Annotated in this window: 29 protein-coding genes and 1 pseudogene; 13 read left to right on the top strand and 17 right to left on the bottom strand. The window is 64.9% G+C overall.

Annotated elements, in window-relative coordinates:
• Positions 1 to 72: 72 nt before the first annotated feature.
• From LAQ58_RS06205 to LAQ58_RS06185, 5 genes are all read right to left on the bottom strand, one after another.
• Entirely contained in the window at positions 73 to 1,680 is a 1,608-nt protein-coding gene (locus LAQ58_RS06205) for a coiled-coil domain-containing protein (protein ID WP_224449733.1), read from the bottom strand.
• 119 nt (positions 1,681 to 1,799) lie between these two features.
• Positions 1,800 to 2,633 carry an MBL fold metallo-hydrolase gene (locus LAQ58_RS06200; RefSeq protein ID WP_224449732.1) on the bottom strand — a complete coding sequence of 278 codons (834 nt, stop codon included), beginning with the start codon at positions 2,631 to 2,633 and terminating at the stop codon, positions 1,800 to 1,802.
• A gap of 51 nt (positions 2,634 to 2,684) precedes the next feature.
• Positions 2,685 to 3,758 (bottom strand): phosphotransferase family protein, encoded by a 1,074-nt coding sequence (locus LAQ58_RS06195; protein WP_224449731.1) that lies wholly within the window; start codon positions 3,756 to 3,758, stop codon positions 2,685 to 2,687.
• A gap of 263 nt (positions 3,759 to 4,021) precedes the next feature.
• Positions 4,022 to 5,008: a magnesium/cobalt transporter CorA gene (corA, locus tag LAQ58_RS06190; RefSeq protein WP_224449730.1), complete on the bottom strand. Its 987-nt coding sequence runs from the start codon at positions 5,006 to 5,008 to the stop codon at positions 4,022 to 4,024.
• Complete coding sequence (locus LAQ58_RS06185) at positions 5,005 to 5,175, bottom strand: hypothetical protein (protein WP_224449729.1); 171 nt, start codon at positions 5,173 to 5,175, stop codon at positions 5,005 to 5,007. The genes corA and LAQ58_RS06185 overlap by 4 nt, the downstream gene beginning before the upstream one ends.
• Before the next feature lie 373 nt (positions 5,176 to 5,548).
• Here LAQ58_RS06185 and LAQ58_RS06180 point away from each other — a divergent pair, with 373 nt between their 5' ends.
• Complete coding sequence (locus LAQ58_RS06180; protein WP_224449728.1) at positions 5,549 to 5,953, top strand: helix-turn-helix domain-containing protein; 405 nt, start codon at positions 5,549 to 5,551, stop codon at positions 5,951 to 5,953.
• Positions 5,954 to 6,177: 224 nt separating this feature from the next.
• On the opposite strand, the gene LAQ58_RS06175 is transcribed toward LAQ58_RS06180, so the two are convergent.
• Both LAQ58_RS06175 and LAQ58_RS06170 read right to left on the bottom strand, forming a co-directional pair.
• A complete protein-coding gene (locus LAQ58_RS06175) occupies positions 6,178 to 7,569 on the bottom strand; it encodes a dihydrolipoyl dehydrogenase family protein (RefSeq protein WP_224449727.1) in 1,392 nt (463 codons plus the stop codon).
• 117 nt (positions 7,570 to 7,686) lie between these two features.
• Positions 7,687 to 8,250 (bottom strand): type 1 glutamine amidotransferase domain-containing protein, encoded by a 564-nt coding sequence (locus LAQ58_RS06170; RefSeq protein ID WP_224449726.1) that lies wholly within the window; start codon positions 8,248 to 8,250, stop codon positions 7,687 to 7,689.
• 135 nt (positions 8,251 to 8,385) lie between these two features.
• Between LAQ58_RS06170 and LAQ58_RS06165 the strand changes: the two genes are divergently transcribed.
• A complete protein-coding gene (locus LAQ58_RS06165; RefSeq protein ID WP_224449725.1) occupies positions 8,386 to 9,138 on the top strand; it encodes an NAD-dependent protein deacylase in 753 nt (250 codons plus the stop codon).
• A gap of 94 nt (positions 9,139 to 9,232) precedes the next feature.
• Here the strand turns inward: LAQ58_RS06165 and LAQ58_RS06160 are convergent, their stop codons facing one another.
• Positions 9,233 to 10,225 (bottom strand): DUF7972 family membrane protein, encoded by a 993-nt coding sequence (locus tag LAQ58_RS06160; RefSeq protein WP_224449724.1) that lies wholly within the window; start codon positions 10,223 to 10,225, stop codon positions 9,233 to 9,235.
• Between the two features lie 100 nt (positions 10,226 to 10,325).
• Here LAQ58_RS06160 and LAQ58_RS06155 point away from each other — a divergent pair, with 100 nt between their 5' ends.
• On the top strand, positions 10,326 to 11,099 hold the full coding sequence (locus LAQ58_RS06155) for an SDR family NAD(P)-dependent oxidoreductase (protein WP_224449723.1): 774 nt from the start codon (positions 10,326 to 10,328) through the stop codon (positions 11,097 to 11,099).
• Between the two features lie 84 nt (positions 11,100 to 11,183).
• Positions 11,184 to 11,420 carry a hypothetical protein gene (locus LAQ58_RS06150; protein ID WP_224449722.1) on the top strand — a complete coding sequence of 79 codons (237 nt, stop codon included), beginning with the start codon at positions 11,184 to 11,186 and terminating at the stop codon, positions 11,418 to 11,420.
• A 30-nt stretch (positions 11,421 to 11,450) separates the two neighbouring features.
• On the opposite strand, the gene LAQ58_RS06145 is transcribed toward LAQ58_RS06150, so the two are convergent.
• The 4 genes from LAQ58_RS06145 to LAQ58_RS06130 all read right to left on the bottom strand — a co-directional run bounded on the left by LAQ58_RS06145 (position 11,451) and on the right by LAQ58_RS06130 (position 17,000).
• The gene (locus tag LAQ58_RS06145; protein ID WP_224449721.1) at positions 11,451 to 13,061 is read right to left on the bottom strand and encodes a hydantoinase B/oxoprolinase family protein; all 1,611 of its coding nucleotides are present in this window, start codon (positions 13,059 to 13,061) and stop codon (positions 11,451 to 11,453) included.
• Entirely contained in the window at positions 13,058 to 15,076 is a 2,019-nt protein-coding gene (locus LAQ58_RS06140) for a hydantoinase/oxoprolinase family protein (RefSeq protein WP_224449720.1), read from the bottom strand. Before LAQ58_RS06140 ends, LAQ58_RS06145 begins: the two co-directional genes overlap by 4 nt.
• Positions 15,077 to 16,285 carry an Nramp family divalent metal transporter gene (locus LAQ58_RS06135; protein WP_224449719.1) on the bottom strand — a complete coding sequence of 403 codons (1,209 nt, stop codon included), beginning with the start codon at positions 16,283 to 16,285 and terminating at the stop codon, positions 15,077 to 15,079.
• A 145-nt stretch (positions 16,286 to 16,430) separates the two neighbouring features.
• Complete coding sequence (locus tag LAQ58_RS06130) at positions 16,431 to 17,000, bottom strand: ribbon-helix-helix protein, CopG family (RefSeq protein ID WP_224449718.1); 570 nt, start codon at positions 16,998 to 17,000, stop codon at positions 16,431 to 16,433.
• A gap of 318 nt (positions 17,001 to 17,318) precedes the next feature.
• Here LAQ58_RS06130 and LAQ58_RS06125 point away from each other — a divergent pair, with 318 nt between their 5' ends.
• The 3 genes from LAQ58_RS06125 (at position 17,319) to LAQ58_RS06115 (ending at position 18,390) form a co-directional block, all read left to right on the top strand.
• Positions 17,319 to 17,780, top strand: a complete 462-nt coding sequence (locus tag LAQ58_RS06125) for an Lrp/AsnC family transcriptional regulator (RefSeq protein ID WP_224449717.1) — start codon at positions 17,319 to 17,321, stop codon at positions 17,778 to 17,780.
• A gap of 176 nt (positions 17,781 to 17,956) precedes the next feature.
• Complete coding sequence (locus LAQ58_RS06120; protein WP_224449716.1) at positions 17,957 to 18,241, top strand: HalOD1 output domain-containing protein; 285 nt, start codon at positions 17,957 to 17,959, stop codon at positions 18,239 to 18,241.
• Positions 18,241 to 18,390: a hypothetical protein gene (locus tag LAQ58_RS06115; protein ID WP_224449715.1), complete on the top strand. Its 150-nt coding sequence runs from the start codon at positions 18,241 to 18,243 to the stop codon at positions 18,388 to 18,390. Before LAQ58_RS06120 ends, LAQ58_RS06115 begins: the two co-directional genes overlap by 1 nt.
• Positions 18,391 to 18,462: 72 nt before the next feature.
• Here the strand turns inward: LAQ58_RS06115 and LAQ58_RS06110 are convergent, their stop codons facing one another.
• From LAQ58_RS06110 to dph2, 3 genes are all read right to left on the bottom strand, one after another.
• Complete coding sequence (locus tag LAQ58_RS06110; RefSeq protein WP_224449714.1) at positions 18,463 to 18,804, bottom strand: hypothetical protein; 342 nt, start codon at positions 18,802 to 18,804, stop codon at positions 18,463 to 18,465.
• A gap of 69 nt (positions 18,805 to 18,873) precedes the next feature.
• Positions 18,874 to 19,416, bottom strand: a complete 543-nt coding sequence (locus LAQ58_RS06105; RefSeq protein WP_224449713.1) for a DUF8173 domain-containing protein — start codon at positions 19,414 to 19,416, stop codon at positions 18,874 to 18,876.
• 84 nt (positions 19,417 to 19,500) lie between these two features.
• Positions 19,501 to 20,547, bottom strand: a complete 1,047-nt coding sequence (gene dph2 / locus LAQ58_RS06100) for a diphthamide biosynthesis enzyme Dph2 (protein ID WP_224449712.1) — start codon at positions 20,545 to 20,547, stop codon at positions 19,501 to 19,503.
• A 156-nt stretch (positions 20,548 to 20,703) separates the two neighbouring features.
• Between dph2 and LAQ58_RS06095 the strand changes: the two genes are divergently transcribed.
• From LAQ58_RS06095 to LAQ58_RS06070, 6 genes and pseudogenes are all read left to right on the top strand, one after another.
• Positions 20,704 to 20,895, top strand: a complete 192-nt coding sequence (locus LAQ58_RS06095; RefSeq protein WP_224449711.1) for a hypothetical protein — start codon at positions 20,704 to 20,706, stop codon at positions 20,893 to 20,895.
• Between the two features lie 100 nt (positions 20,896 to 20,995).
• A complete protein-coding gene (locus LAQ58_RS06090) occupies positions 20,996 to 21,715 on the top strand; it encodes an alpha/beta hydrolase (protein WP_224449710.1) in 720 nt (239 codons plus the stop codon).
• A gap of 27 nt (positions 21,716 to 21,742) precedes the next feature.
• Entirely contained in the window at positions 21,743 to 22,159 is a 417-nt protein-coding gene (locus LAQ58_RS06085; RefSeq protein WP_224449709.1) for an HIT family protein, read from the top strand.
• A gap of 65 nt (positions 22,160 to 22,224) precedes the next feature.
• Positions 22,225 to 22,599: a YlbF/YmcA family competence regulator gene (locus tag LAQ58_RS06080; RefSeq protein WP_224449708.1), complete on the top strand. Its 375-nt coding sequence runs from the start codon at positions 22,225 to 22,227 to the stop codon at positions 22,597 to 22,599.
• Positions 22,600 to 22,884: 285 nt separating this feature from the next.
• Positions 22,885 to 23,513 (top strand): annotated as a pseudogene (locus LAQ58_RS06075) (MinD/ParA family ATP-binding protein).
• Between the two features lie 19 nt (positions 23,514 to 23,532).
• Positions 23,533 to 24,159: an RAD55 family ATPase gene (locus LAQ58_RS06070; RefSeq protein ID WP_224449706.1), complete on the top strand. Its 627-nt coding sequence runs from the start codon at positions 23,533 to 23,535 to the stop codon at positions 24,157 to 24,159.
• A gap of 21 nt (positions 24,160 to 24,180) precedes the next feature.
• Here LAQ58_RS06070 and LAQ58_RS06065 read toward each other — a convergent pair whose 3' ends face one another.
• Both LAQ58_RS06065 and LAQ58_RS06060 read right to left on the bottom strand, forming a co-directional pair.
• Entirely contained in the window at positions 24,181 to 24,429 is a 249-nt protein-coding gene (locus tag LAQ58_RS06065; protein ID WP_224449705.1) for a DUF8049 family protein, read from the bottom strand.
• A gap of 57 nt (positions 24,430 to 24,486) precedes the next feature.
• A complete protein-coding gene (locus LAQ58_RS06060) occupies positions 24,487 to 25,491 on the bottom strand; it encodes an FKBP-type peptidyl-prolyl cis-trans isomerase (protein ID WP_224449704.1) in 1,005 nt (334 codons plus the stop codon).
• Position 25,492 lies beyond the last annotated feature (1 nt).

Below are 25,492 nucleotides of genomic sequence, written 5' to 3'. Positions count from 1 at the left end.
CAAGGGGGTGGCGTCGTATACCGATTACGTTTCGAGAGATTCTCCGAAAAGTTCGCGACAGCTCGCGAGAGGTTACTGTTCGCCGCCGAAGGCGCTGCTGAGACGGTCGCGGAACGCGTCAAGCGCTTCGAGCTCGTCCTGAATCGCGTCGAGTTCGGCTTCCAGTTCGGCCCGCTCGTCCGCGCCGAGTTCCTCGACGGAGACGATGCGGGCGTCGAGGTCCGCGAGGTCGCCTCTCACCTCTCCCATCTCGTGGTCCAGCGATTCGACGTCGGCGGCGACGGCGGTGACGGTCTCGTCGACGCCGTCGAGCCGACCGGAGACGCGTTCGACGCGTCCGTCTACGTCTTCGACCGCCGAATCGAGATCGTCGCGCTCATCGCGAAGGCCGTCGAGTTCGGTCTCCAGTTCGTCGGTCGCCGCGGACAGCGATTCGAGGTCCGACCGGAGTTCGGTGACGAGTTCCTCGGCGGTGCCGTTCTCGTCAAGGAACGCCGCGAGCGCGTCGGAGTACGCTTCGAGGTCGTCCATCTTCGACTGGAGACGCCGGATTCGGACGTCGACGCTCCGCGGAACCCCGAGGTCGAGTTCCTCGCGGAGGAGTTCGAGGTCCTCGTCGTCGACGCTTCCGGAGCGAATCTCGTCGGCGAGCGCGGCCGCGACGCCCGTTTCCTGCCGGGGGACCGCCGCTTCGACCACTTCGGCGGATTCGGCGGATTCGGCAGATTCGTTAACTTCGACCGGTTCTGGCTCGGGTTCGGCGTCGAACTGCGCGCCGAGTGGGTCTGAATCCGCCTGATAGGAGACGACGGCGGGTGTGAGGTCCGACGAGAGCGAACGCGGCGTGGAGGCAGGTTCGTCGCCCGCGTCGGCGTCGAGAGCGTCGGTGTCGTCGAAATCCTTAGAGTCGTCGAGTGTCTCCGCGTCCGCCGCAGCGTGATCGTCGGACGGTTCGGCCGTCTCCGGCGAATCGAGCGGTTCGGGGTCCGGGTCGTCCTCGTCGGGTGCCGAAACTGGATCTTCGAGCGCAATCGGCTCGGATTCGTCGTCTTCGGCCGCCTCACCTGAGTCGCCGTCAGTCTCGACGTCCGGAACGTCGGCTAACGTGTCGTCCGCGAGCGGGTCGTTGGCTAATGGGTCGGCGAGTTCGATTGGTTCCGGAGGTTCGTCGTCGTCACCCGATTCGAGGCCGTCTGCCAGCGGGTCGTCGCCGTCCAATCCGGGTAAGCCGGTCGCGTCGTCAGCCAGAGCGTTGCGCACGGGGCGAGAACTGTCCGATCCGATCACGTCTTCGACGGTGTCGCTGCCGTCTCCAGGGACGATGGTCTCGAGCATCGGTTCGGTGAGGAACGCCGTCGGATCGTGATCGTCGTCGAGACGAATCCCGTAGACGGTCAGTACCTCTTCGGACGGTTCGAGCGAGCGTTCGTACTCGACGAACTGGTCCTCGTAGGCGGTCCAGTTCGCGCTCTCGTAGTCGGGGTGAAAACCCACGCGTTCCATCGAGAACGACTCGGGAATATCGTCGGAGAGGCGGACGTCGACGGCGTCTTCGCGTTCCGAACGGACGACGAACTTGATGGCGGGGACCGGAAATTCGTCGGCTGCGAACGTTTTCTCGACGGTCACGCCCCCCGCCGACACCGTCAGCGATTCGCCGTGGTCTGGCTCTTGACTCATATACCGGGTAATCCCATAGGTGCTACATAAAACAACCGGCGAATTTATCGGTATCAACGAAACTAGGCGCAGTCGATACGGACGGAACCGAGCGGAAAAAGGCGTCTCGCGGCGGGCGTTCAGAGGTCGACGCGGTCGCCGATGGAGACGATAGTCAGCGCCCGCGGGTACGCGTAACTCGCGGCGTGGTCGTGCAGCGCCGTCGGGTCGGCGGTCATCCCGCGCCACATGTCCCAGTGACTGGGCAGGAGGCGGTCGAACTGCAGGCTGCTGGCCGTCTCGATTATCTCGTTTTCGGTGCTGTACCACTTCGTGCGGACCATCTCGCCGGTCTCCTTGTTCGGGATGTTGCCGATGGAACCGAACGCGAGGATGCCGAGGTCGATGTCGTACTGCTCGCCGATGTCGTCGAACGCGTCGCTCGGTTTCGTGTCGCCGCCGTGGAATATCGTTCCTGCATCGTGCTCGACGACGTAGCTCACCGGGTGCGTCGCGTCCGCGTCCGCGGCCAGTTCGACGTGGACGGTGAACTCGCCGACCTCGAACGTGTCGCCCTCCGACACCTCGGTGAACTGGTCGTCGCTCACGTTCCAAACGTCGGTCCAGTTTTCCTCCTCCTGTGCGACGGCGAGGCTGTCGTCGGGTGCGTAGAACTGTGCGCCCGTGTTTTCGAGAATCGGGGCCTGACTCGGCCCGTGGACGTGGTCGGTGTGCTCGTGGGTCGCGAAAATCGCGTCGGCTTCCTCGATGTCCTCGGGGTCGAACGGAACCGGAATCATCCGGACCGTCCGCGGCGGGTCGCCGACGCCGAGGTACGGGTCGATGAGCAGCGTCGTTCCCTGATTCCCCTTTACGACGAAGCCGTTACAGCCGAGATACCAGACGGCGACGGTCTCGGGTTCGGCCGTCGCGACGGCGCGCGGCAGCCAGTCACCCCAGTCACTACCGGTCATATCTCTCCATGCGAGGGGAAACGGGCTAAGTGTTGTGGACCTGGCTGCCGGTTAGAGCGGTTCGCCGCCCTCGATGATGCGCATCGCCCGCTCGCCGAGCGCGGGCACCTGCGTCTCCATCTGCGGGTAGAGGTCGTCGTCGGAGTTGCCTTCGAGGTAGCGCCGGAAGAACATCTCGCCGAGCGCCGCGAGTTTGTACACCGCGAGCGCCCGGTAGAACCGGTCGTGCTCGTACTCGAAGCCGGTCGCGTCCTCCCACCCCGAGACGAGTTCGCGGCGCGTCGGATAGTCGGAATGTTCCATGAACGTCGTCGTCAGGTCCGGAACCGCGGGGGCGGGGTCCTTGGCGTCGCGCCAGTACGAGAGCATCCACCCCAGATCCGTCCGCGGGTCGCCGAGCGTCGACAGTTCCCAGTCGAAGACGGCGGTGATATCGGGCGGCGTGCCGGGGGAGTACATCACATTGTCCAACTTGTAGTCGCCGTGGACGAGCGTGTGGGGGTACTCCTCCGGTACGTTGTCGGCAAGCCACGACATGACGTCGTAAAGTACGGGAACTTCCCGTTCGTCGGTCGTCCGCGAGAACGCCCACGTCAACTGTTCGGACCACCGCTCGACTTGCCGCTCGGTGAACCCGTCGGGGTAACCGAACTCGTCGAGACCGACGGATTCGGGGTCGATGGCGTGAATCGTCACGAGCGTGTCGACGAGTTCCGTCCCGATTCGTTCGCGGTGCTCGGGAGTGGCGAACCGCTCGGGTTCGGACTCGCGGAGCACGTCGCCCTCGACGCGCTCCATCACGTAGAAGTCGCTGCCGAGAACCTCGTGGTCCTCGTAGGCGAGGACGGTGTTCGCCAGCGGAACGTCGGTCTCCTGCAGCGCGTCGGTGACGCGGTACTCGCGAAGCACGTCGTGGGCGTTGGAGGCCGTCTCACCCGGAGGCGGCCGGCGAATCACGAGTTCGCGGTCGCCCCACGTGACGAACAACGTCTCGTTGGAATGGCCCTCCTGGTGGTGGTCGACGGCGTACGCGCCCTCGTCAACGGAACCGAGTTCTGCGGCGAGATACTCGCGGAGGCGTTCAGTGTCGACGAGACGGGTGAAGTAGTCGCCCTCGCGTGTCATACGTGTACACGTACATCGAAGGCATGAATAACTGTGCGTTGGGGCGGTGCGAAAGCCGAACACTGGCCGGGGCATTCCTCCTCGGCGACGGTTTCCGGGAGAATCGACGTTCGTCGACGAACAGATAAACTATATTTCGCTGTATAGAATTGGGTCGACGTCTAGCCACCGAAGGTACGTTCAGAGAGGCGTTGTGGAGTGGAGTAAGAAGGCACGTGGAGCGTGTCTACGGAGTGGTCGGCAGTCGTCGCGTACAAGGCGACTCAGATCCACCCCTGACGGTGGAAGTGGACGAGCATCGTGCCGGCGAGCAGTCCCATCCCGAGCATCGTCGCCGGATAGCCGTACGTCCAGTAGAGTTCCGGCATTGCGAACGGGGTGTCGGCGAAGTTCATCCCGTAGACCCCGACGACGAAGGTCAGCGGAATGAAGATGGTCGCGACGACCGTGAGCGTCTTCATCACCTCGTTGGTCGATCGCGTGACGGCGTTCAGGTAGATATCCCGGGACCCGCCGGTGAGATCGCGGTATGTCTCGATGAGGTCGACGACCTGGACGAGGTGGTCGTACACGTCGCGAAAGTACTTCTCGTTCTGTTCTGCGACCTGCGAGATGTCACCGCGAGAGAGCTCCGAAATCGCTTCCCGAGCGGGCCAGGCGACTTTTCGGAACGCGAGGAGGTCTCGACGAACGCCGTTCAGCGTCACCAGCATTTGCGGGTTCGGGTCCTCGAGGACGCGTTCTTCGACCCCTTCGATGTCGTCTTCGATATCGTCGAGGACGTCGAAGTACTCGTCGACGATGGCGTCGATGATTCGGTACGCGAGAAAATCCGTCCCGCGGTTCGCGAACCGTGAACCGTTCTTCGTCCACTGGGGGGAAGCGGGGTCCACGACATCGACGTCGACGGTCGACATCGTGACCAACCAATCCTCGCCGATGAAGAACCCGACGGGGTGCGTTCTCACCTCTTTGTGAAATGCGACGTCCTCGCGCTGGCTGAGCTGAGCCGTTTTCATCAATATGAACGTGTGTGCGTCGTACGCCTCCGTTTTCGGCCGCGTTTTCTCGGAGAGGACGTCTTCGACGGCCAGCTGGTGAATGTCGAAGCGTTCTCTGAGCGCCTTCATCTCGGCCGATTCGATATCGTCCGCGTGGATCCACGTCTCGCCCCTCGCAGAGAGCGCGGTGTCGAGGTCGTCGTACCGTTCGACACCGTCGGCCGTGTAGACCATCGCGTGGAGGCTCATGCGTCTCTCCTTGATGCCGACTGCCGTCCGGTCGCCGCGAGTGCGATGCCGAGCATCACCGCGGTGATCGAAAACGCCCGACCGGGATACGCGGTGGAGATGCCGACGACGTACCCGGCGAGTCCAGCGACGAACAGACCGATTCCCGCGAGCGTGCGTCGATTCATGAGCGTACCGAAACCACCAGTACAAAAGAAAATACCGTGTCGACCCGCTTTTCCGGACCGAATCGAGCGCCGATACGCCAGTCGAGAGGCGGTTTCGCGCCGGTCGGAAAGTTGGGACGACAAAGCGACTCACTTCCCTCTGTCGAAGGAGGAGAAGGCGTGTGTCAGCTTCGTCTGTCGAGGGCACAGCACCCAACGGGGCAATCGCTCGCTGGCCGATGCGACGGCGTAGCTGCGGATCGAGAGGCTGACGAAACCGACGCGAGTTCAAACGAGCTGTTGGACGTCGACGTCGGTTTGTCTCGTCGTAGAGACAGTATTGCGCTGATCATGCAAACAATTTTGCACGCTCGTCCCGTACCGCCGCTAACCGATGGCTAACTCGATGGGCGAGATGCTCCGACAGGATATGCAGTGCGAGGGGCTGCTTGAGTGTTTCCACGATCTCAAGGAGATCGACAAAGACGTGTTCAGACTGCTGAACGAGACCGACGATCCGCTCACGGTCGACGAGATCGCCGACGAAATCGACCGCGAACGGTCGACGGCCTACCGCTCCGTCCAGCGACTGCTGCAGACCGGGTTCCTCCAGAAAGAGCAGGTCAACTACGAGCAGGGCGGCTACTACCACGTCTACCGCCCGCGCAACGCCGACGAGATCTCGCAGGAACTGCAGCGGATGCTCAACGCTTGGTACGCGAAGATGGGCCAACTCATCGGCGAGTTCAACGAGAAGTACGCCGAGGAACCGCCTCGCTCGCCGCCGGTCGAGAGCTAATGAAGTTCGTACTCCGTCGGTCGTCACGACGCGAGAATCCCTCTAAGCTGAATCGACGCCGGGGGCCGCCGACCAGTCGAACGCGCATCGAGTGCCACGTATCACGCAATTTTTCGGCAGCCGTTCCGTTCCGAGCGTGGCGTCTGTCGCGGCGAGATGTGCGCTTCGGTAGTTCCGTCTCCGAACAGCGATTCGGCTGATAGGGGCGAGTTCGGACGGGCGACTCAGATTCCTGAGGGAGCGACGTCTCTGACCTCTCGGAACGCTCCCTGGACGACCTCTGACAGCGCCGGGTGGACGTGAATCGTCTCGGCGATAGTTTTCGCGTCGGCGTCGGCGGCGACGGCGGTGCTCACCTCGTGGATAAGTATCGATGCGTGCGGGCCGACGATGTGGCAGCCGAGAACCGCCCCGTCGGAGCCGACGATGACCTTCGCAAAACCGCCGTCGTTGTGAAGCGCCGACCCGAGCGCGGTGTCGTCGTAGGCGTACGTACCGACCGCATAGTCGGCCCCGTCGTCGAGTTCCTCCTCGGTCTCGCCAAGGCTCGCAACCTGTGGAGAGCCGAACACCGCGTGCGCCATCCCCGGATACGCCACCTCGGCGCGACAGCCGTGAACGACGTTCTCGACGACGTACTCAGCCTCCTTGTCGCCGGAGTGTTTGAACATGTAGTTGCCCGCGATGTCGCCGATCGCCCAGACGCCGTCGACCGACGTTCGGAGGTAGTCGTCAGTCTCAACGAACCCCTTCTCGTCGGTGTCGATTTCGGCGGCGGCCACGTTCCAGCGGTCGCTGCTGGGTTGTCGCCCAGTGGCGAGGAGCACCTCGTCGCCCCGGAGTTCGACCGTCTCGCCGTCTTCCGACTCGGCTTCGACAACCGTCTCGTCGCCGTCCGCCGCCAGCGCCGTCACCGAGTAGCCGAGGCGGAGTTCGTAATTCTCGGCGTAGACGTCGGTCAGATGCTCGGCGACGTCGCGGTCCTCGCGGGCGACGAGCACGTCCCCGCGGCCGACGATGGCGACCTCGGTGCCCATCGCGCCGAAGAAGTGCGCCATCTCGACGGCGATGTATCCCCCGCCGACGACGACGAGGCGGTCGGGTCGTTCGTCGAGACGGAGCGCCTGGTCGCTGGTCAGAAACGACACCTCGTCGGTGCCGTCGATGGAGTCGGGGACCAGCGGCCGCGACCCGCCCGCGAGGACGACGTTCTCGGCGGTCAACTCCGCGTCACCGTCGTCGGTCGCTACCGCGACCGTCCGTTCGTCGACGAACCGGCCCTCGGTCTGATAGAAGGTGATGTGCTCGTGCTCGCGGGCGTCCTCGGCTTTCCGATCGGCCTCGTCGGTGACCGACGAGATTACGTCGTCGACGATATCCGCGAACGCGATGTCGTTCACTGCGGCGTCGATGCCGAGCGAGTTCGCCTGCTGGACCGTCTCGACGACGCTCGCACGGTGGATGAGCTTCTTCGAGGGGTTGCAGCCGCGGTTGAGACACGTCCCCCCGAGTCGGTCGCGTTCGACGAGCGCGACGTCGAGTCCTTCGTCTGCCGCCGCCGACGCGACGATGTTTCCTGTCCCGCCACCGAGCACAATGAGGTCGTACTCGTTCATGGGAGGCAGTATGACACAGAGGTCCCAATAAGTTCTGTGCGGCGGGGTCCGCGCCCCTCGGCCGACGCTCGGACAGCGACTCTCGCCCTGTCGGCGGCGAACGCGACGGGGCGACGCTCAGTCTCGTTCGTGGATCCCTTCCTCGAACTCCTCGACGATTTTCTCGCAGAACGCGTCCAGATCATCCGGGTTTCGGCTGGTCACCACGCCAGCATCGACGACGACTTCCTCGTCGACCCACTCGCCGCCTGCGTTGCGGATGTCGGTCTGCAGGCTGGGGTAGGAGGTGAGCGTCCGTCCATCGACGACGCCCGCCTCGACGAACGTCCACGGACCGTGGCAGATGACGCCCATCGGTTTGTCCGCCTCGAACATCTCGCGGACGAACGTCACCGCGTCGTGGTCGGCGCGGAGTCGGTCCGCTCCCACGCAGCCGCCCGGAACGACGAGCGCGTCGTACTCCTTGGCTGAGACGTCGGCGAACGTCTCGTCCACCTCGAAGCTGTCGCCCGCGTCGAGGTCGTTGTTGACGGCCTGGGCCTCGTCGGTTTGACTGCTGATTACGTCGACGTCGGCGCCGGCGTCCTCGACGGCCTGCTTGGGTTCGGTGAACTCGACCTGTTCGGTGCCCCGCTGTGCGATGAACATCGCGACGTTCGTCTCGGTGAGTACGTCTGCCATCGTGTGCTAGCGGTCTGCGTCCACATGTGTAAACGGCGTGTCGGGGAATACAAGCAACGCCGGAGGCAGCGTTTTCCGGCCGGTGGTGGATGTCGGAACAGTCGATTCATCTCACTCCGTCTCCAATGCGCCCTCGTGACCGACCGACTCGCTTCGCTCGCCTCGGAGCTCCGCGACGCAGACAAGTCCGTCGCGCTCACCGGCGCGGGAATCAGCGTCCCATCCGGAATCCCGCCGTTCCGCGGCGACGGCGGCATCTGGGGCGACCAGTTCGATCCCGCCACCTTTCACCGGTCGCGCTTCGAGCGCGACCCCGCCGGGTTCTGGGCCGATCGCCTCGACCTGCACGACGCGATGCGCCCGCCGGGCGTCGAACCGAACGTCGCCCACGAGGCGCTGGCGACGCTCGAAGGCGAGGGATTCCTCGACGCCGTCGTCACGCAGAACACCGACGGACTGCACGCCGAGGCGGGTACCCAGCGAGTCGTCGAACTGCACGGCAACGCCGAGCGCGTCGTCTGTCAGCGGTGCGGCGAGCGAACGGCCGCCGAACCGGTGCGCAAGCGAGTCCGCGAGGGCGAGAACCCGCCGCACTGCGACTGCGGCGGCGTCTTCAAGCCCGACGTCGTGCTGTTCGGCGAGCAACTCAAGAGGGAGACGCTCGGCGAGGCGCGGACGCTGGCCGAGGAGAGCGACGTGTTTTTGGCTGTCGGGTCGTCGCTGCAGGTCGAACCTGCGGCGTCGCTTCCAACGGCGGCGACGCGGAGTGGATCCCTCGCCGTCGTGAATCTCGACGAGACGCCCTGCGACGGCCTCGCCGACTACGTCTTTCGTTCAGACGTGACCGAGGTGTTGCCCACGTTGGTACGGACACTCGAAACGGCTTGAGTTTCGGCCGGTCGAACGGCGGTCGAGAACCGCGACGCGGCGAGTCAGAGTCGTCGGCGACCGACACGACCGTCGAGAGCGGATACCACAACGGCTACCGCTCCTGTCCCGGCGTCGTGAACGGGAGGGTCGCGGCGGTCCGTTGCGTGACCGTCGCCGTCCGGAGGATGAACGAGAACAGGAGGACCAACGGTACGAATCCGGCGACCGCGGTGACCGGAAGCACCGCGAAGCGGACGAGTGGCGGGATGTCGCCCGGCGACGTGGTCAGTGACAGCAGTACGAGAACCGAGATAACCTCGGCCGGAACCCCCGCGTACAGAAGGACCCGCGACAGCGACGACAGTTCCTCCTGCAGGTAGACGCTCTTGAAGTACTGCCGGGCGATGTCGACCTCCTTGAACCGGTCGACGAGTCGGTCGAGCGCTTCGTCGGTCTCCGCCGAGAGGTCGTGCGCCGACTGGATCTTCCGCGCCCGGTATATCTGCTCGGCGTAGTTGGTCGTCAACGTCGCCGAGAGCGCGCGAAACGTGCTCGACTCGGGCGACGTCAGGAGTTCCGTCACCGAGTCGACGTGGCGCGTCACCGACGTGACGAGATCGTCTATCTCGTCCCATGCGTCGTCACTGTCCGGACCGATGCCGAGACCGCCAAGTCGCTGGGGTTCTTGGCGCATGTTCTCCATGAGGAGATCCAGAAACGGCGACGGCCGCACGGGCGCGATGCGACCGGCCGCGTCCTCGACACGGTGTTTGAACTCGCCGACGTTCTGTATCTGCGATTCGAGTTCCCCCGGCGTCTGTAGTTCCCGCGACAGCAGCAGTTGGTTGATGGAGACGACGACGGTGATGAGCGTGAGATTTCCGCTTATCAACCCGCCGAAGACGTAGTAGACTGGCTGGAGGCGTCGGAATCTGACGACTCGGAGGGCGACGAGGAGGTAGAATACGGCGAGCAGTCCGAACAGGATCAGACCCGCGAGGACAACTCTGTTGCCCTGCAGCAGTAACCAAGACCGGAGGCGGATGATTCGAGACCGTTCGCTTATTTCGGACAGTGCTTGCTTGCTCGTATCTCGCTCAGTCACGACTGGAGATGGTACAACCAGTCGACGGAAGAAGCTTGGTCGGTCTCTCGACGAAGTCCGCGCTGTCACCTTTATTTACCCGGCAGCCGTGAGATTTGCTATGTCCACTGACAGGTTCAGCGTCACCGGCCAGACCGCCATCGTCACCGGCGCGTCGAGCGGCATCGGGAAGGCCATCGCGGAGACGTTCGCCGCCGACGGCGCGAGCGTCGTCGTCTGCTCGCGCGAGCAGGAAAACGTCGATCCCGTCGCCGAGGGAATCCGCGAAGAGGGCGGAAACGCGCTGGCCGTCGAGTGCGACGTGACCGACCGCGAGGCCGTCGAGGCGCTCGTCGAAGCGACCGTCGAGGAGTTCGGCGGCGTCGACGCGCTCGTCAACAACGCGGGCGCGTCGTTCATGGCCTCCTTCGAGGACATCTCGGAGAACGGCTGGAACACCATTGTCGACATCAACCTCACCGGTACGTTCCACTGCACGCAGGTCGCCGGCGAGCACATGCGTGATAACGGCGGCGGCAGCGTCGTCAACCTCTCCAGCGTCGCCGGGCAGCAGGGATCGCCGTATATGAGCCACTATGGCGCGGCCAAAGCCGGCATCATCAACCTCACCACCTCGCTGGCGTACGAGTGGGCCGACCACGACGTACGGGTCAACTGCATCGCGCCGGGGTTCGTCGCGACGCCCGGCGTCGAGAGTCAGATGGGCGTCTCCGGCGACGATATCGACCGCGACGAGGTGAAACGGCGCATCGGCGTCAGCGAAGAAATTGCAGACATTGCACAATTTTTGTCCTCGCCCGCGTCGTCGTACGTCGTCGGCGAGACCATCACCGCCCGGGGCGTTCCCCAGGTGATGGAGTCGCCGGACGTCTGAGCGGACGCGGCCGAGGCGACCTGACCCGACGGACAAAAGTCGTCAGCGCGGTTCCGTCGCACGGTTGGTCGCTGTCGGGGGCGCGTGGCTCACGTCCAATGGTCGAAGATGCACGCGGGTGACTCCTCACCTGGAAAATACAAGCGGACGAACGAGGGGCGTGGCGACCGTCGATTCGAACGAACCATGGCGATGTGTCCAATCTGTGAGTCGTTGGTCGACGAGAACAACCCGACCACACAGGGTCACTACCAGGACGAGACGTACTACTTCTGCAGCGTCGAACACCAGTCGGAGTTCGAAGACGAACACATCCAGTGAACCGAACGTGGGCGGACGATCGCCCGCGAACTACTCGCTCGTTTTCCCGTCCGTCCGGTCGCGTTCGCGCGCCTCGGGGTCGCGGTCGTCGGGTTCGCCGTAGCCGCCGCCGCCCGGCGTCCGGACAGTGACCGTCGTTCCCGCGGAGATCTCCCGAGTGGTCTTCGCCGGAATCGACTCGTCGGCGACGAGGTTCTCGCCGACTGCACCCGGTTGGCCACCGGCGACGCCCGCAGGAGCGGTGCGTCGTCGCTCGGTAAGCAGCGAGACGGTGGCGTCGACGCCGACGGTGACGGCGCGTTCGATACCGAGACCGCCGCGGAACTCGCCGTCGCCGCCGCTGTCCGGGCGGAGCGCGTAGCGTTCGACGCGAAGCGGGTACTCGGCTTCCATCGCCTCGACGGGCGTGTTCAGGGTGTTGGTCATCCCGACCTGGACGCCGTCCATCCCGTCTTTGGTCGGGCGCGCGCCGAACCCGCCCGCGATGGTCTCGTAGTAGGTAAAGCCGCCCGCCTCGCGGTTGCCGATGATGAGGTTGTTCATTGTCCCCTGCCCCTGCGCGGGGACGCGGTCAGGGGCGGCGTCCGCAAGCGCGGTCAGCACCACGTCGGTGACGCGCTGGCTGGTCTCGACGTTGCCGCCGACGACCGCCGCCGGCGGAACGGGGTTGAGGAGCGATCCCTCGGAGACGTAAACCGAAATCGGGTCGTAACAGCCCTGGTTCGGCGGGATGTCCGGGTCGGTCACCGCGCGGATGACGAAGTAGACCGCGCTCTTGGCGACGGCCAGCGGCGCGTTGACGTTGCCCGCGACCTGGTCTGCGGTGCCTGAGAAGTCGACGCGGACCTCGCTGCCGTCGACTTCGACTTCGACCTCGATGGGCACGTCGTCGTCCGTCACGCCGTCGCCTTCCATTGCGTCGGTCGCCCGGTAGGTGCCGTCCGGGAGGTCGGCAATTTCGGCCGTGATGCGCTGTCGGGAGTAGTCGATGACCGTGTCGAAGGCGGCGAGCAGGCGGTCGCGGCCGTGTTCGGCGACGAGGTCCGAGATTCGAGACTGGGCGCGGTCGTTGGCCGCGATTTGGGCGCGGATGTCGGCGCGTCGCTCGCTTGGACTCCGGACGTTCGCCAACAGGAGGTTCATCACGTCGTCGACAAAGTCGCCCTCCGAGACGAGTCGGACGGGCGGCAGGCGGAGACCTTCCTGGAAGATTTCACGCGCGCCAGCGGGCATACTCCCGGGCGTCATCCCGCCCACGTCGGCGTGGTGGGCGCGGGAGACGGCGTAGCCGAGAATCTCGCCGTCGACGGCGACGGGCGAGACCATCGTCACGTCCGGCAGGTGCGTGCCGCCCTCGAACGGGTCGTTGAGCACGAACACGTCCCCCGGTTTCGGGTCTCGGTCGAGGATGGCCGCGACGGAGGCGGGCATCGCGCCGAGGTGGACCGGGATGTGTTCGGCCTGCGCGACGAGTCGACCCTCGGCGTCGAACAGCGCCGTCGAGCAGTCGCGGCGCTCCTTGATGTTCGGCGAGTACGAGGAGGTGATGAGCACCTGCCCCATCTCGTCGGCGACGCCCTCCAGTTGGTTGCGGACGATTTCGAGCGTCACTGCGTCGATTTTGGCGTCGGGAGAACTCATCGGTTCTCACCTCCTTTCGTGAGGACGACGGTGCCGTCGACGTCGACTTCTCCACTCCACGTCGGCGGGACGACGGCGGTGCTCTCGTCCTGTTCGAGAACCGCGGGACCGTCGAACGTCGTCCCCGGAGAGAACGCCTCGCGGTCGTAGACGGTGGTCTCGCGGAACTCGCCGTCGCCGCCGAATCCGAAGAACGCCTCCCGCGTTCCGCGAACGGGGTCGTCCGCACCCTCGTATCCGACGGTGAGCGGGTCGCGCTCGACCGTCGCCGTCGAGCGGAGGTTGACGAGTTCGACGGGGTCGTCGAGGGCGTAGCCGTAGGCTTCCTCGTGCGCCGCGGTGAAGCGGTCGGCGACCGCCTCGGCGTCGAACGACCCCCCGACGGGGACGGAGAGTTCGAAGCTCTGGCCGACGTAGCGGAGGTCGCCGACGCGGTCGACGGTCGCGTCTTCGGGTCGCTCGACGTCGGCCAGCACGTCCGCCCGAAGGTCGTCGTACGCGGATTCGACACGGTCGAGGTCTACGTCGGCGAGCGGCGTCCGCACGGTTCGGACGGAGTCGTGCTTCTCGTCGGCGGCGAGAAGACCGTACGCCGAGAGGACGCCGCACGCGCGAGGGACGACGACCGTCTCGACCCCTAGGTCGTCGGCGAGGGCGGTAGCGTGCATCGGTCCCGCGCCGCCGAACGCGACGAGACCGAACTGTCGGGGGTCGTGGCCGCGTTCGACGGTGATGGTGCGAATCGCCCGAGTCATGTTCGCGTTGGCGATGCGGTAGACGCCCCGTGCGGCGGCGAGCGCGTCGTCGAGGTCCGCCTTGTCGGCGAGTCGCGAGAGCGCCTCGCGGGCGGCGTCGACGTCGAGCGAGAGCTCCCCGCCGAGGGCAGTGTCGGCGCCGATGTAGCCGAGGACGACGTTCGCGTCGGTGACGGTGGGTTTCTCGCCCCCGCGGCCGTACGACGCCGGGCCTGGGTTCGCGCCCGACGACTCGGGACCGACGCGGAGCGCGCCCCCGGCGTCGACCCACGCAACGCTCCCGCCGCCCGCGCCGACGGTGTGTACGTCGACCATCGGAACGCGGATGGGGTGGCCGTTTATCTCGACGTCGGTGGTTCGCTCCACCTCGCCGTCGCGGACGAGGCTCACGTCGCTGGAGGTGCCGCCCATGTCGAAGGTGACGAGACCGCGGAGCGAACCGGCGGCTTCGACCGTCGCGCCCGCGCCGACGACGCCCGCGGCCGGTCCGGAGAGCGCCGTCGTCACCGCGTGCTCCCGGACAGTTTCAGCCGACGCGATGCCGCCGTTCGACTGCATGATTCGCGGCGTCGGCACGCCCGCGTCGCTCGCTCGCTCTTCGAGGTGACCGACGTAGGCGTCGATGGCCGGGGTGACGTAGGCGTCGACGGCGGTCGTGGAGGTCCGCTCGTACTCACGGAACTCCGCGAGCACCTCGTGAGAGGCCGAAATCGGCACGTCGAGTTCCTCCCGAAGGACGTCCGTGACGGCCCGTTCGTTCTCGGGGTTTGCGTACGCGTGGAGCAGCGAGACGGCGACGCTCTCGGCGCCCGAGGCGTCGATGTCGCGGGCGAGTTCGCGAACCTCGTCGGCGTCGACAGCGCGTTCGACTCCCTCGGTGGTCGCGCGCTCGTCGACCTCGAAGCGGCGGCGACGCGGGACGAGCGGTTCGGGCAGTTCGGCGTCCAAATCGTAGAGGCTCGGCCGATTTTGTCGCCTGATTTCGAGCACGTCGCGGAAGCCCTCAGTGGTGACGAGCGCCGTCTTCGCGCCGTTCGATTCGAGCAGCGCGTTGACGGAGACCGTCATCGCGTGCGAGAACGTGTCGAGGTCGGCGGGGTCGATCCCCGCTTCGGCGCAGGCTTTCTCGATGCCCTCCATCACGCCGACGCTCTGGTCGTCGGTGCTGGGAACTTTCGCAGTGACGAGCGACCCGTCGTCGGTCAGCAGGACCACGTCGGTGAACGTGCCGCCCACGTCGACGCCGATGCGTGAGGCCACTCAGAGCACCCCCGCCACCGAGAGCAGCGTCCGAATCCCGAGCCAGACGACGATTGCGGTCACGATGCCGCCGAGGACGTTTGCCGTTGTCCCGTTCGTGTACTCGCCGAGCAGCGAATCGGAGTTCATCGCCACGATGAGGAAGATGGCGACGATGGGGAGCAGGACCCCGTTGACGACCTGTGCGAACAGGATTATCTGCACCGGACTCCCGCCGAGGAGGACCGACGAGACGCCGACGAGGAGGATGACCGCCCAGACGGCGCGGAACTTCGTGTCGGAGAGGTCCGCCTCCCAGCCGAGCGCTCCCGCGGTGGCGTACGCGCCCGCGAGCGGAGCGGTCGTCGCGCTCGTGAACCCTGCCGCGAACAGGCCGATGCTGAAGAACAACGTCGCGTACGGACCGGCGATGGGTCGGAGCTGTTCGGCCATCTGGCCGACGTCGTCTATCTCCGTGCCGACGGGGAACGCGGCGGCCGCCGTCACGAGGATGGCGACGGTGATGAGTCCGCCGACGACGATGGACAGCACCGTGTCCGTTCGACACTCCGAGAGCTCTCCGGGACCGGCCCAGCGTTCCTGGACGTTGCTCGCGTGGAGAAAGAGGTTGTAGCCGACGATGGTCGTCCCAATGAGACCCGTGATAAGAACCAGCGACCCGGTGGGGACGGCCGGGACGAAGCCGAGCGCCAGCGCGCCGAGGTCGGGACCGATGAGCACCGCCGAGGCGAGAAACGAGACGGCCATGAGCGCGACGAGACCGACGAGCGCCCGCTCGATGAACTTGTACTTGCCGGTGTAGAGGAGCGCGCCCGCGACGACACCTATCAGGACGCCCCACACCGTCGCGCTCACGCCTGTAATCGTCTCCAACCCCGCCGCGCCGCCGAGGATGTTCCCGGCCTCGTAGGCGGCGGTGCCGACGCCGATGGCCGAGACGACGAGCACGATGGAAGTCCACTTGGCCACCTCGTTGTCGAACTGGTTGCGCAGCGCCTCGCCGAGTCCTTCTCGGGAGACGAGACCCAACCGGGCGCTCATCTCCTGGAGGATTATCGTCGCGACGATGGAAAACAGGATCGTCCAGACGAGCGCGTAGCCGAACTGCGCGCCGGTTACGCTCGCCGTCGTTACCGTCCCCGGACCGATGAACGCCGCTGCGACCATCGCGCCGGGACCTATCGAACGGAGTCTGCGTACGAATGACATGCGAGATACACTGCCACAGTCCCCGTTCCGCCTCAAAAGGGTTGTTGAGACAGGCGAACACCGAATGCGCGTCCAGTATGAACGATTGTGAACGTCCCTGCCGGCTCCGTCGGTCGTGTCTCCGCTCCCCGCCGTCGCGTCCTCGTTACGTTCTCGACTTTCGCGTCTCCGTCAACAGCACCTTCGAGACGCCCTCGTTGATGGCGAGGTCGAACGAGAGGTCGGTGGTGGAGCGGTCGATGAACCCGAGCATGAACCACTTGACCGACTCCGAGGGGAAGACAACGTGGTAGGTGCGGCCGTCGACGCTCCCTTCGGTCCGGCGGACCGTGAGAAATCCGCAGAACGAGAGCCAGTCGAGCAGTTCGCCGAGAGAGACGAACCGCCGTTCGTACTCGTGGGCGTGGTAGTCGGCGACGCGGTTGGCGGCGGCGAGAAAGTCGGGGTCGGGCGTGCCGTCCTCGGCTTCGACGTAGTCGAGAAAACAGTGCAGGAAGTCCACGTCGAGCAGGACGTGTTCGCCCGAGGAGAGCAACTGGTGGTACGCTTCGAGGTTGGGCCCGGCGTCGGCGGTCGCCGCCTCGAAGTTCGCGGCGTAGAACGTTAGCGCCCGGCGGACGACCTCGCTTCGCGACGTGTCGGTCCGTCCGACCAGGTCGTCGAGCGCCGCCTCCGCCTCCTCGTCGAGCGAGATCGTCAACCGGTTCGTCGGCATGCCCTCCGCTACGAGTGGCCGGGGGTAAAGCTGTTTCCTCGACAGCAGCGGTGCTCCTGCCCGAGTTCTGCGGTGGCGGTCGCGCGAGCGACCCGTGGAGAGGCGTCGAAAGATCGAACGAGACCCGACAGGTCCTGACAGGTTCGAACGGAGTCGAAGGGGGGGTTGAACGGGGGTCGAACAGTGCCGAACGAGGTCAACGAGGGTCGAACGAGGGGCGCATAGACAGACCGGAGAAACGGCCCGTTGCTCGTCGAAAAACGTCGGGCTTGATAGAACCAGGGCACTATTTTTACGCTGCGTCGAACGTGTTTGTATGTGACCGACGCCGAATTAGATACAGTAGACCGCGAAATTCTCCACGCGTTACAGGATGACGCACGAAACAACACGAACGCGGACATCAGCGAGCGTGTCGGGGTGTCGGCGAGCACGGTCGGAAAGCGAATCAGGCGACTGGAGGCGAACGGCATCATCAAGGGATATCACACCGAAATCGACTACGAGAAGGCCGGGCAACCGCTTCGAGTGCTGTTCGTCTGTACCGCACCCATCGCCAATCGAAGCGCGCTCATCGAGAAGATATTCGAAGTCGACGGCGTGGTGAACGTCCTCGAGATGATGACCGGCGAGGGAAACATCCACGTGCAGGTCGTCGGCGCGTCGAACGACGATATCACTCGCATCGCAGAGACCATCGACAGCTATGACCTCGTTGTCAACGACGAGATTCTCATCCGAAGCGAGTACGCGCGTCCCTCGACGCTCTTCGGAGACTGAACCGTCGTCGACGACGGTCGACCGACGGACATCAGTTCAGATTCTGTCGTTGAAGCTGAGATACTCGACAGATTCGTTCGGTGCGCCAGAAACGAGCGTAAACCATGTTTCTTGCGACACATACTGAACGTTCCTATCGGTAAACTATTTACTGAACTGAAGTGTGATTAGTTGCTATGAGTACCTCCGCCGAACGCCATTCAGAGAGCATTTGCGAACAGATCGTTACGGCAGTCGCCGACCGTGAGGGAGTCGATCCACTAGACCTCGTTCCGCTGTACGAGGCGGTCGGTCCGGAGCCGCGCCGATCGCTGTTTGCATCGGCATCCGAAAACGTCGGCCGGCCATCGGCGTCCCACTCGTTCACCTACCACGGCTACGAGGTGACTGTCGATGGAGACACGGTAGACATCTCGAAACAGCCGGAGAGGCCGGACTCGGAACTGTCGTCGCCACGCTGATGCCGTACGAACTGGAGTGTACCGGGTGTTCGTTCGAGACGACGATAGCGGGTGACGTCGACGACGTGTACGACGCTATCAAAGGACACCAATCGAACTGCGGCAGCGAACCGATGGTTCACCTCGTTGAGTTCGTGAAGACGGACTGAAGATTTCTGAGCCGGCGGACTCGGCGGCAGCGAGTATGCCTTCAAGACCGACGGTTGGTTCGAAGGACAGAGCTACGAGAACAAGACGGGCCTCGCCGCCCGGTTCGAGTCGGTCGGGACTCGCTGGCGTTGGTACCGACCGAGGGTGTCGTCGAACTGGCCCGCGACGGCGAGACGGTGACCGTTGAACCCGAGGCGATACAGGGTGAGGAGAGTTATCGGGCCGCGTACGTCGTCTCGCGGCTGGAAGACGAAGCCGACGAAGAGGTGCAAAGAGATGTCCCCGAACAGGCGGTCCGGCGGTCCGAACTGCGTAACACGCTTCCGTTCTTCGAGGATAGCGTCGAGACGGTCCGACTTACCGGCGAAGTCGATAATGACTGGTTCCTTTTTCGACGTAAGCGGACCGTACACCGTCGAGTACGAGGGCGAACGCTACTGAGTCGAGAGGGGAAGTTCGGAAAACGGGAACTAAACCCGCGTTCAGCGGCCGTCGCGGAACTCGTTGACCATCGCGCCGCCGCCCATCATCCCGAGGACGAAGTTTACGAGGCCGCCGAGAATCGGGATGAGACCGACGAGCGAGACGATGAGAACGCCGACCACGAGCGCCTTGAACAGGCTATCGTCGACCACGCCGCCCGCGACGACCATCCCGAGAGTGACGCTCACGATGACATTACCGACGATACCGAGTATCAGCATCGCCGGAATCGTGACGATCATCGTGATGATGAGGATGGAACCGACGAGCAGCGCCACGAACGTGAGGAGACCCCAGAGAAACGTCGAGACGGGGTCGTTGCGGACGCGGGCGGTGGTTCGGCGGAGGTAGTTCGGCGCGACGGCGATGACGAGTCCGCCGATGAGGAGGTTGATGATTAGCGAAGCCGCGAAGGTCGCGAGCGGCGAGATCTGCGGTGCACTGGGAGTCGAGGGTGGCTGTTGTGCGGCGGCAACGCCGGCGAGCGCGGCGAGCGCGACCGTCACCGACCCCGCGAGACGGAGGCTGCGTCTGGAGACCATACGTGAGGAAAAGAACAGCGGGGTGAAATGTGTTGTGGACCTACGGGCAGGTGCTCACTCGACTGCGAAGGGGGAGTGCCAACCTCACCACGTGCCGTGGAACGTGTCGAACTCCAGATTTTCGAGCGGTTCGTTGCCGACGGCGATCTCGTACTCACCGGGCGTCAGCATCGGCTTGTGGAAGCGCGGGCCGTCGTCGGTGGTGATGCGCGGACAGCCGGTGTTGACGAACGCGTCCATGTCGAAGTTGCGCAGGCGGTCCGGCGTCACCTCGTCCATGGTGATGAGGTAGGCGTTGTCGTTCTCCTCGACGATTTCCTCGGCGATCTCCCAGCGACCCTGCCCGATTTTGGTGCAGAAGATGACGCCCCACTTCTCGGCGTCCATCGCGCGGTGAACCGCGCCGTAGCGCTGCTTGAGGAACTTCTCGGTGTCGGCGATGGTGACGACGTTGTTGACGGGGTCGGCGATGACGACGTTCTTGTCGGGGTGTTCCATCGCCAGTCCGAGCGGGTGGAACTTTCCGCCGCCGACGTACAGCACCTGATCAGCGTCGATGTCGGCGGAGGCGTAGTTACAGCCCAATACCTGCCCCTCGTGGGTGAGTCGGTCGTCGCCGCGGCGGGTGTGGACCTCGAAACCGCGTTCTTCGAGCCACTCGCACATGTCCCCGAAGAGGTTCATGTGCTGGGCCGTCGTGACGAGACCCACGTCGGGGTTCTCCCCGGGGTCGTCGAGTTCCTCTAGTGACTCCTCCATGATGGGGAAGGGATCGACATTCGAGAAGAGCGGCACGTAGATGATCTTGTCCGACTCCTTCATCGGCGAGTGACCGAAGTGGACGAACACGTCGGTTCGGCGCATCAGGTAGGTGTCGAGGTCGCACGCGCCGTAACACGGCTGTCCGGAGAGGAGGAACGTCACGTCGTCGTCACAGAGTTGCCGAAGGTCGTCCGCGACGGCCGGGCCGCGGCGTTTCAGGCCTTCGGGGAACTGTAACCCAACTTTCGTCGCGTCGCGTTTCTCGATTTCGTCGATGATGCGTTCGAGTTCGTAGTCCCACTCGCGGTCGTGGCGGAGGGCCATGCCTGTGTTCCGGAGGTCCCCCTCGGAGTAGGCGTCCTGGCTCATTGGCCACTCTTGCGCGTCGGGACGTTTAACCTCGGCGTTTCTGTGGTTCGAGCGCAGTCGCTGCGGTACGCTTACCCGCGCGGTCGACTACGACGGATGTTCGGCAGTGGCACCAGACACCGTGGATATCATGAGCACGCATGTCGTAGTAGTCACATGTCCACCGAACCAGTTCAGTGTCCAGACTGCGGGGCAGGCATCGAGACGACCGACGACGTCGAGCACGAACACGAAGTCGCTGATCTCGAACTCGACGACGCCGTGGACCCGCCGCGCGTGATTCTCGGCGCGGGGACGAAAGACCTCTGGCGCTGCAAGAGCTGCGGGAGGGTGCTCGGCGTCAGCTAAACTGTCGCGAAAGTCTCGCCGAGGCGTCCCCGAGAGGTGGCGACCGGTTACGTACGCGTCACTCCCCGATTGAAGGGCGGCGCGTGCATAGGTCGGCTCGATGGCCAACATTCCGTTGGAACACGTACACGTCGAACCCGAATCGTCGAGCGACAGTCCCGCGCCCGCCGTCTTCGTCCTCCACGGTCGCGGTGCCGACGAAGAGGACCTGCTCCCCATCGCCCGACAGTTGCCCGACACGCTGCACGTCGTCAGCTTACGCGCTCCGGACCGGCTGATGGGTGTCTCCGCCGAGCAGAGTGAGGCGGAGGCTCGCGGTGCTGCAGAGCAGTACCGCGGCGGGTACACGTGGTACGAACTCGATATGTCCGCAGGCGGTCTCCACCGGAGTCAACCGCACGCCGAAGAGTTCCGCCGGAGTATAGATCTGGTCTCGGAGAGCATCGACGCCGCCGTCGAGGCGTACGACCTCGACACGGGGAACCTCGGACTGTTCGGGTTCAGCCAGGGGTCGATTACGAGTCTCGCGCTGCTGTTGGAAAATCCCGACCGGTTCGCGTGGGTCGTCGCGCTCCACGGCTACCTCGCCGAGTCGCACGCGGACCTCGAACCCCCGAATCTCACCGGAAAGCCGGTGTTCGTCGGCGCGGGTAGTTCCGACCAGATAATCCCCGCACAGCGGGCCGAGGCGGCCGCAGAACGGCTGGAAGAACTCGGTGCAGACGTCTCGTTCTCGGTGTACGAGGCCGGTCACGGCGTCGGGCGCGACGAACTCGACGAACTCGTCTCGTTTGTCGAGCGACAGGTCCCGCAACAGTAAACTACTCACCTCCGAATCGTTGGGGCGATGAGCTGTCCGTTCTGTGCTATCGTCGACGGCGACGACCCCGGCGTCGTCCTCGACGAGCGGTCCGAGTCACTCGTCGTCGTGCCTCGAACGCCGGAGACGCCCGGCCACGTGCTCGTCGTCACGCGCGACCACTACCGGAATCTCTTCGATATCCCCGAGGAAGTTCTCTCGGGCGTCGTCCAACACGCCCAGAGCGCCGCCCACCGCCTGCAGACAGCGGGTTACGCAGGTGTCAATCTGCTGCACGCCAGCGGCGAGGCCGCCCAGCAGTCTGTTCCGCATTTCCACGTCCACCTCGCACCGCGGCGCGAGGTCGACGGATACGATCTCTGGCCCGCGTCGAACCAGTGGGAGGGGACGAACCGGCACGAGGTGTACGACGAACTCCGCGCGGTCCTCGGCGACGAGAGATAAGGGGAGAGACGGACGTCGATACCCAAATTCGGCAAGCCTAAACCGCTTCGGGCCCAAGCGCGGCCATGAGCATCGAGACGGCGCGAACGGACGAACTCGGCCGCGAACTCGGCGACGCTATCGCGGCCCTCCCCGAGTACGAAGCGTTCGAGGAGGCGAAAGCCGCAGTCGAGGACGACGAAGAAGTCCAACAGCAGATTTCGGAGTTCGAACAGCTCCGCGAGGAGTTCATGGTCGCCCGCCAGATGGGCGAGGCGAACCAGCAGCAGTTACAGAAAGTTCAGCGCGCCCAGCAGGAACTCCACTCGCTGCCAACGATGGCCGAGTATCTGGAAGCGCAGGACCGCCTGCAGGACCGTCTCGAAGAGATCAACGAGGCGATCTCCGAAACGCTCGCCGTCGACTTCGGCGGCGAAGCCGGCGGTTGCTGTCACGACTAAGCACCCACCATTTACGCTGCGCGGACGGCTTCGCCGTCCGCTCGGTAAAAGCTGGACCAAAAGCATTCGTCACTCACTTCGTTCGCGGCGACTCCGTTCGTTCCTCAGCCTGCTCGCTCGGCCTCACGGCCCCGCTCGCGGTACAGCGAGGGTCTCGATTTCCGCACCGCATCCGCCTTCCGCACCGCCCACTACCTCCAACACCGCCCACTCTCAGCACCGCGACGCCACCACATCCGCGCCGCCGCCCGAACGTTCAAATCCGAGAGCGCGGCCAGAGTCGCCATGCTCGCAATTGCTGGCGGGAAAGGTGGGTGTGGAAAGACGACGACGACGCTCGGGGTGGCGGCGGCGCTCGACGGCGAGGTGCTCGTCGTCGACGCCGACCGGGATATGCCGAACCTCCACGCACTCGCAGGCGTGCCTCGCGAAACGACGGTTGCCGACGTGAGCGGCGACCCGCTGTCGACTGCGCACGAGTCGTCGTGTGAGCTATCCGTCCTCCCGGCCGCGCCCAGCGGTCCCGACGGCGACACAGCGACGCAACTCCCTCGCGTCAAATCGATGGACACGACGACGCTCGTCGACTGCCCGGTGGGGGCGGGACCCGACGCCGCGGGTCCGCTGCGCGTCGCCGACGCAGCGGTGTTGGTGACGACGCTCTGCGCGCCCGCGCTGCGCGACACGGCGAAGACCGCGGCGATGCGCGCGCGCTCGGAACGCGCGTGGTCGGCGTCGTCCTCAACCGGACGCGCCTTGCCCCAGCGGGCGTCTCGGAGTTACTCGACTGCCCCGTCGTCGCGGCGGTGCCGGAACGCGAGAATCCGAAGAAGGTCGGCCGTCCGACGGACGGCGGACGAGCGGCGTACGCCCGCTCGGCCAGCGCGCTCTCTCGTGAGCAAGACATATTATGATTCGTGCCAGTGAGAGAGTATGGCAAATAGGCTTCCGACCGGTATCACGGTACTCGACCGCCAGCTAGGCGGCGGTATCCCGGCCGGAAGCATCGTCACGCTCGCGGCGACGCCGGCGAGTCAGTCGGAGCTGTTGCTGTACGAACTCACGTCGACGCGCGGCACGCTGTACCTGACGACGGTCCGCTCCGACCAGGCGGTACAGGACGCACTCGACCGGGTGAGGACCAAAGTCGGACGTCCGACGGTGCGCGACATCGGCGGCGACGCGGCGCTGGACCACGCGAACCGACTGGTTCAGGCGCTCCCGGAGGGAGCGAACCTCATCGTCGACGTCGTGGACGTACTGGAGCGCACGGAACCGACGCGCTACCGGAACTTCCTCAACGAACTGCAGACGCACGTGATGAACACCGGCGGCATCGCCGTGTTGCACGCGCTCAACGGCCGGGCGGTGCCCGACAACCGGGACATGACCGAACACATGTCCGACGCCGTCTTCGAGCTGCAGACGCAGGTGAAAGGCTCCGAAATCGAGAATCGGCTGGCGATTCCGAAGTTCCGCGGCGGGCGGGCGCTGGAGGAAACGATCAAACTCCGCCTGACCGAAGAGGTCACCATCGACACCAGCCGCGACATCGCCTGAGTCGAACTCGTCGCGGCAGAGCTATAGCGCGTAGAATATCAGCGTCGCCACCGTCACCGTGACGGTCACGGCGTACCACGTCGGCGGTTCTCCGAGCGCCGTCTCCGAGAGCGCGTCCTTCGAGAACAGGTAGACGAAATAGACGAAAATCGGCAGGAGGCGCACGAAGAGGCTCGCGTCGACGCCGAGACCGTAGCGGAGCAGCAGCGAGAGACCGACGGCACACCCCGAAGCGACGGCGGCGACTTTCAGGTCGTCGGGAACGTTCATGCTCGCCAGTGACGCGTCGGGAGTAAAGAAATCGGGGATTCGCGACGGGCAGCGCGGTTAGTGGTCGTGGTCGTGGTCGTGATCGTGACCGTCGTCGCCTTCGGCTTCGAGTTCGTCGACGATTTCGTCGGCGTCGACATCAACGTCGTCGAGTGCGTCCTCGATGTCGCCGGCGCCCATACCGCCCATGCCACCCATCATACCGCCCATGCCGCCCATCCCGTCGATGGTCTCCTGAACGATGACGCGGTCGATGTCGAGACGGTTCATCACGTCCTGGGCGATCTGCTGCTTCGAGAACATCCACTGCTGGTTCATCGTCATCTGCGGCGTGGCCTCGATGTACAGCGTCTCCTTCTCCTCGGTGACCGTCTCGGTCTCAGCTTCCTCGGGGTCGACGTCGTCGCCGCCTTCGAGCGGCATCTCCTCTTCGACCTCGTCGGTCTGAATCCAGAGCTCGGGGCTCTGCTGGAGGTACATGCCGAGCAGCCCTTTCGCCTGCTCCTCGCGGTCGTCGACGACGTCGAGAATCTCGTACTCGTACTCGAGGTCGTCGCCCGCGAGCGGGTGGTTGAAGTCGATGCGGGCGCGGCCGCCGATGATGGTCTCGATGTGGCCCTGTTCGCCGTCGACGTTGACGTGCGCGCCGGGGTAACGGTCGTCCTCGGAGATTTTGTCCGCGCTCACCGTGCGGACGTTGTCGGAGTCGTACTCGCCGAACGCTTCGGCGGCGGGCACGTCGACGGTGCCCTCGTCGCCGACTTCCTTGCCGATGAGTTCGTCGTCGACGGCCTCGAACACGTGACCCGCGCCGACGATGACGACGCGCGGTTCGAAGTCGTAGTTCTCGGTGTCGATTTCGGCCTCTTCGGCCACTTCCTGGCTCGTGGTGTCGACGACGGTGCCGTCGTCTTTCGTTCGGACAGTGTAGGCCAGGCGGACGAAGTCGCCGTCCTGTACTCCGGAGCTCTCCTCGGTCTCCGCGTCGGTGTCCTCAACGTCCTCGGGTGTGTCGGCGTCTACCGGCTCGTCGGCCGATTCCGCCTGTTGATCATCGCTCATG

The organism is Haloprofundus salilacus (genome assembly GCF_020150815.1).
Classification (GTDB): domain Archaea; phylum Halobacteriota; class Halobacteria; order Halobacteriales; family Haloferacaceae; genus Haloprofundus; species Haloprofundus salilacus.
This window is presented reverse-complemented; position numbering and strand designations above follow the sequence as displayed.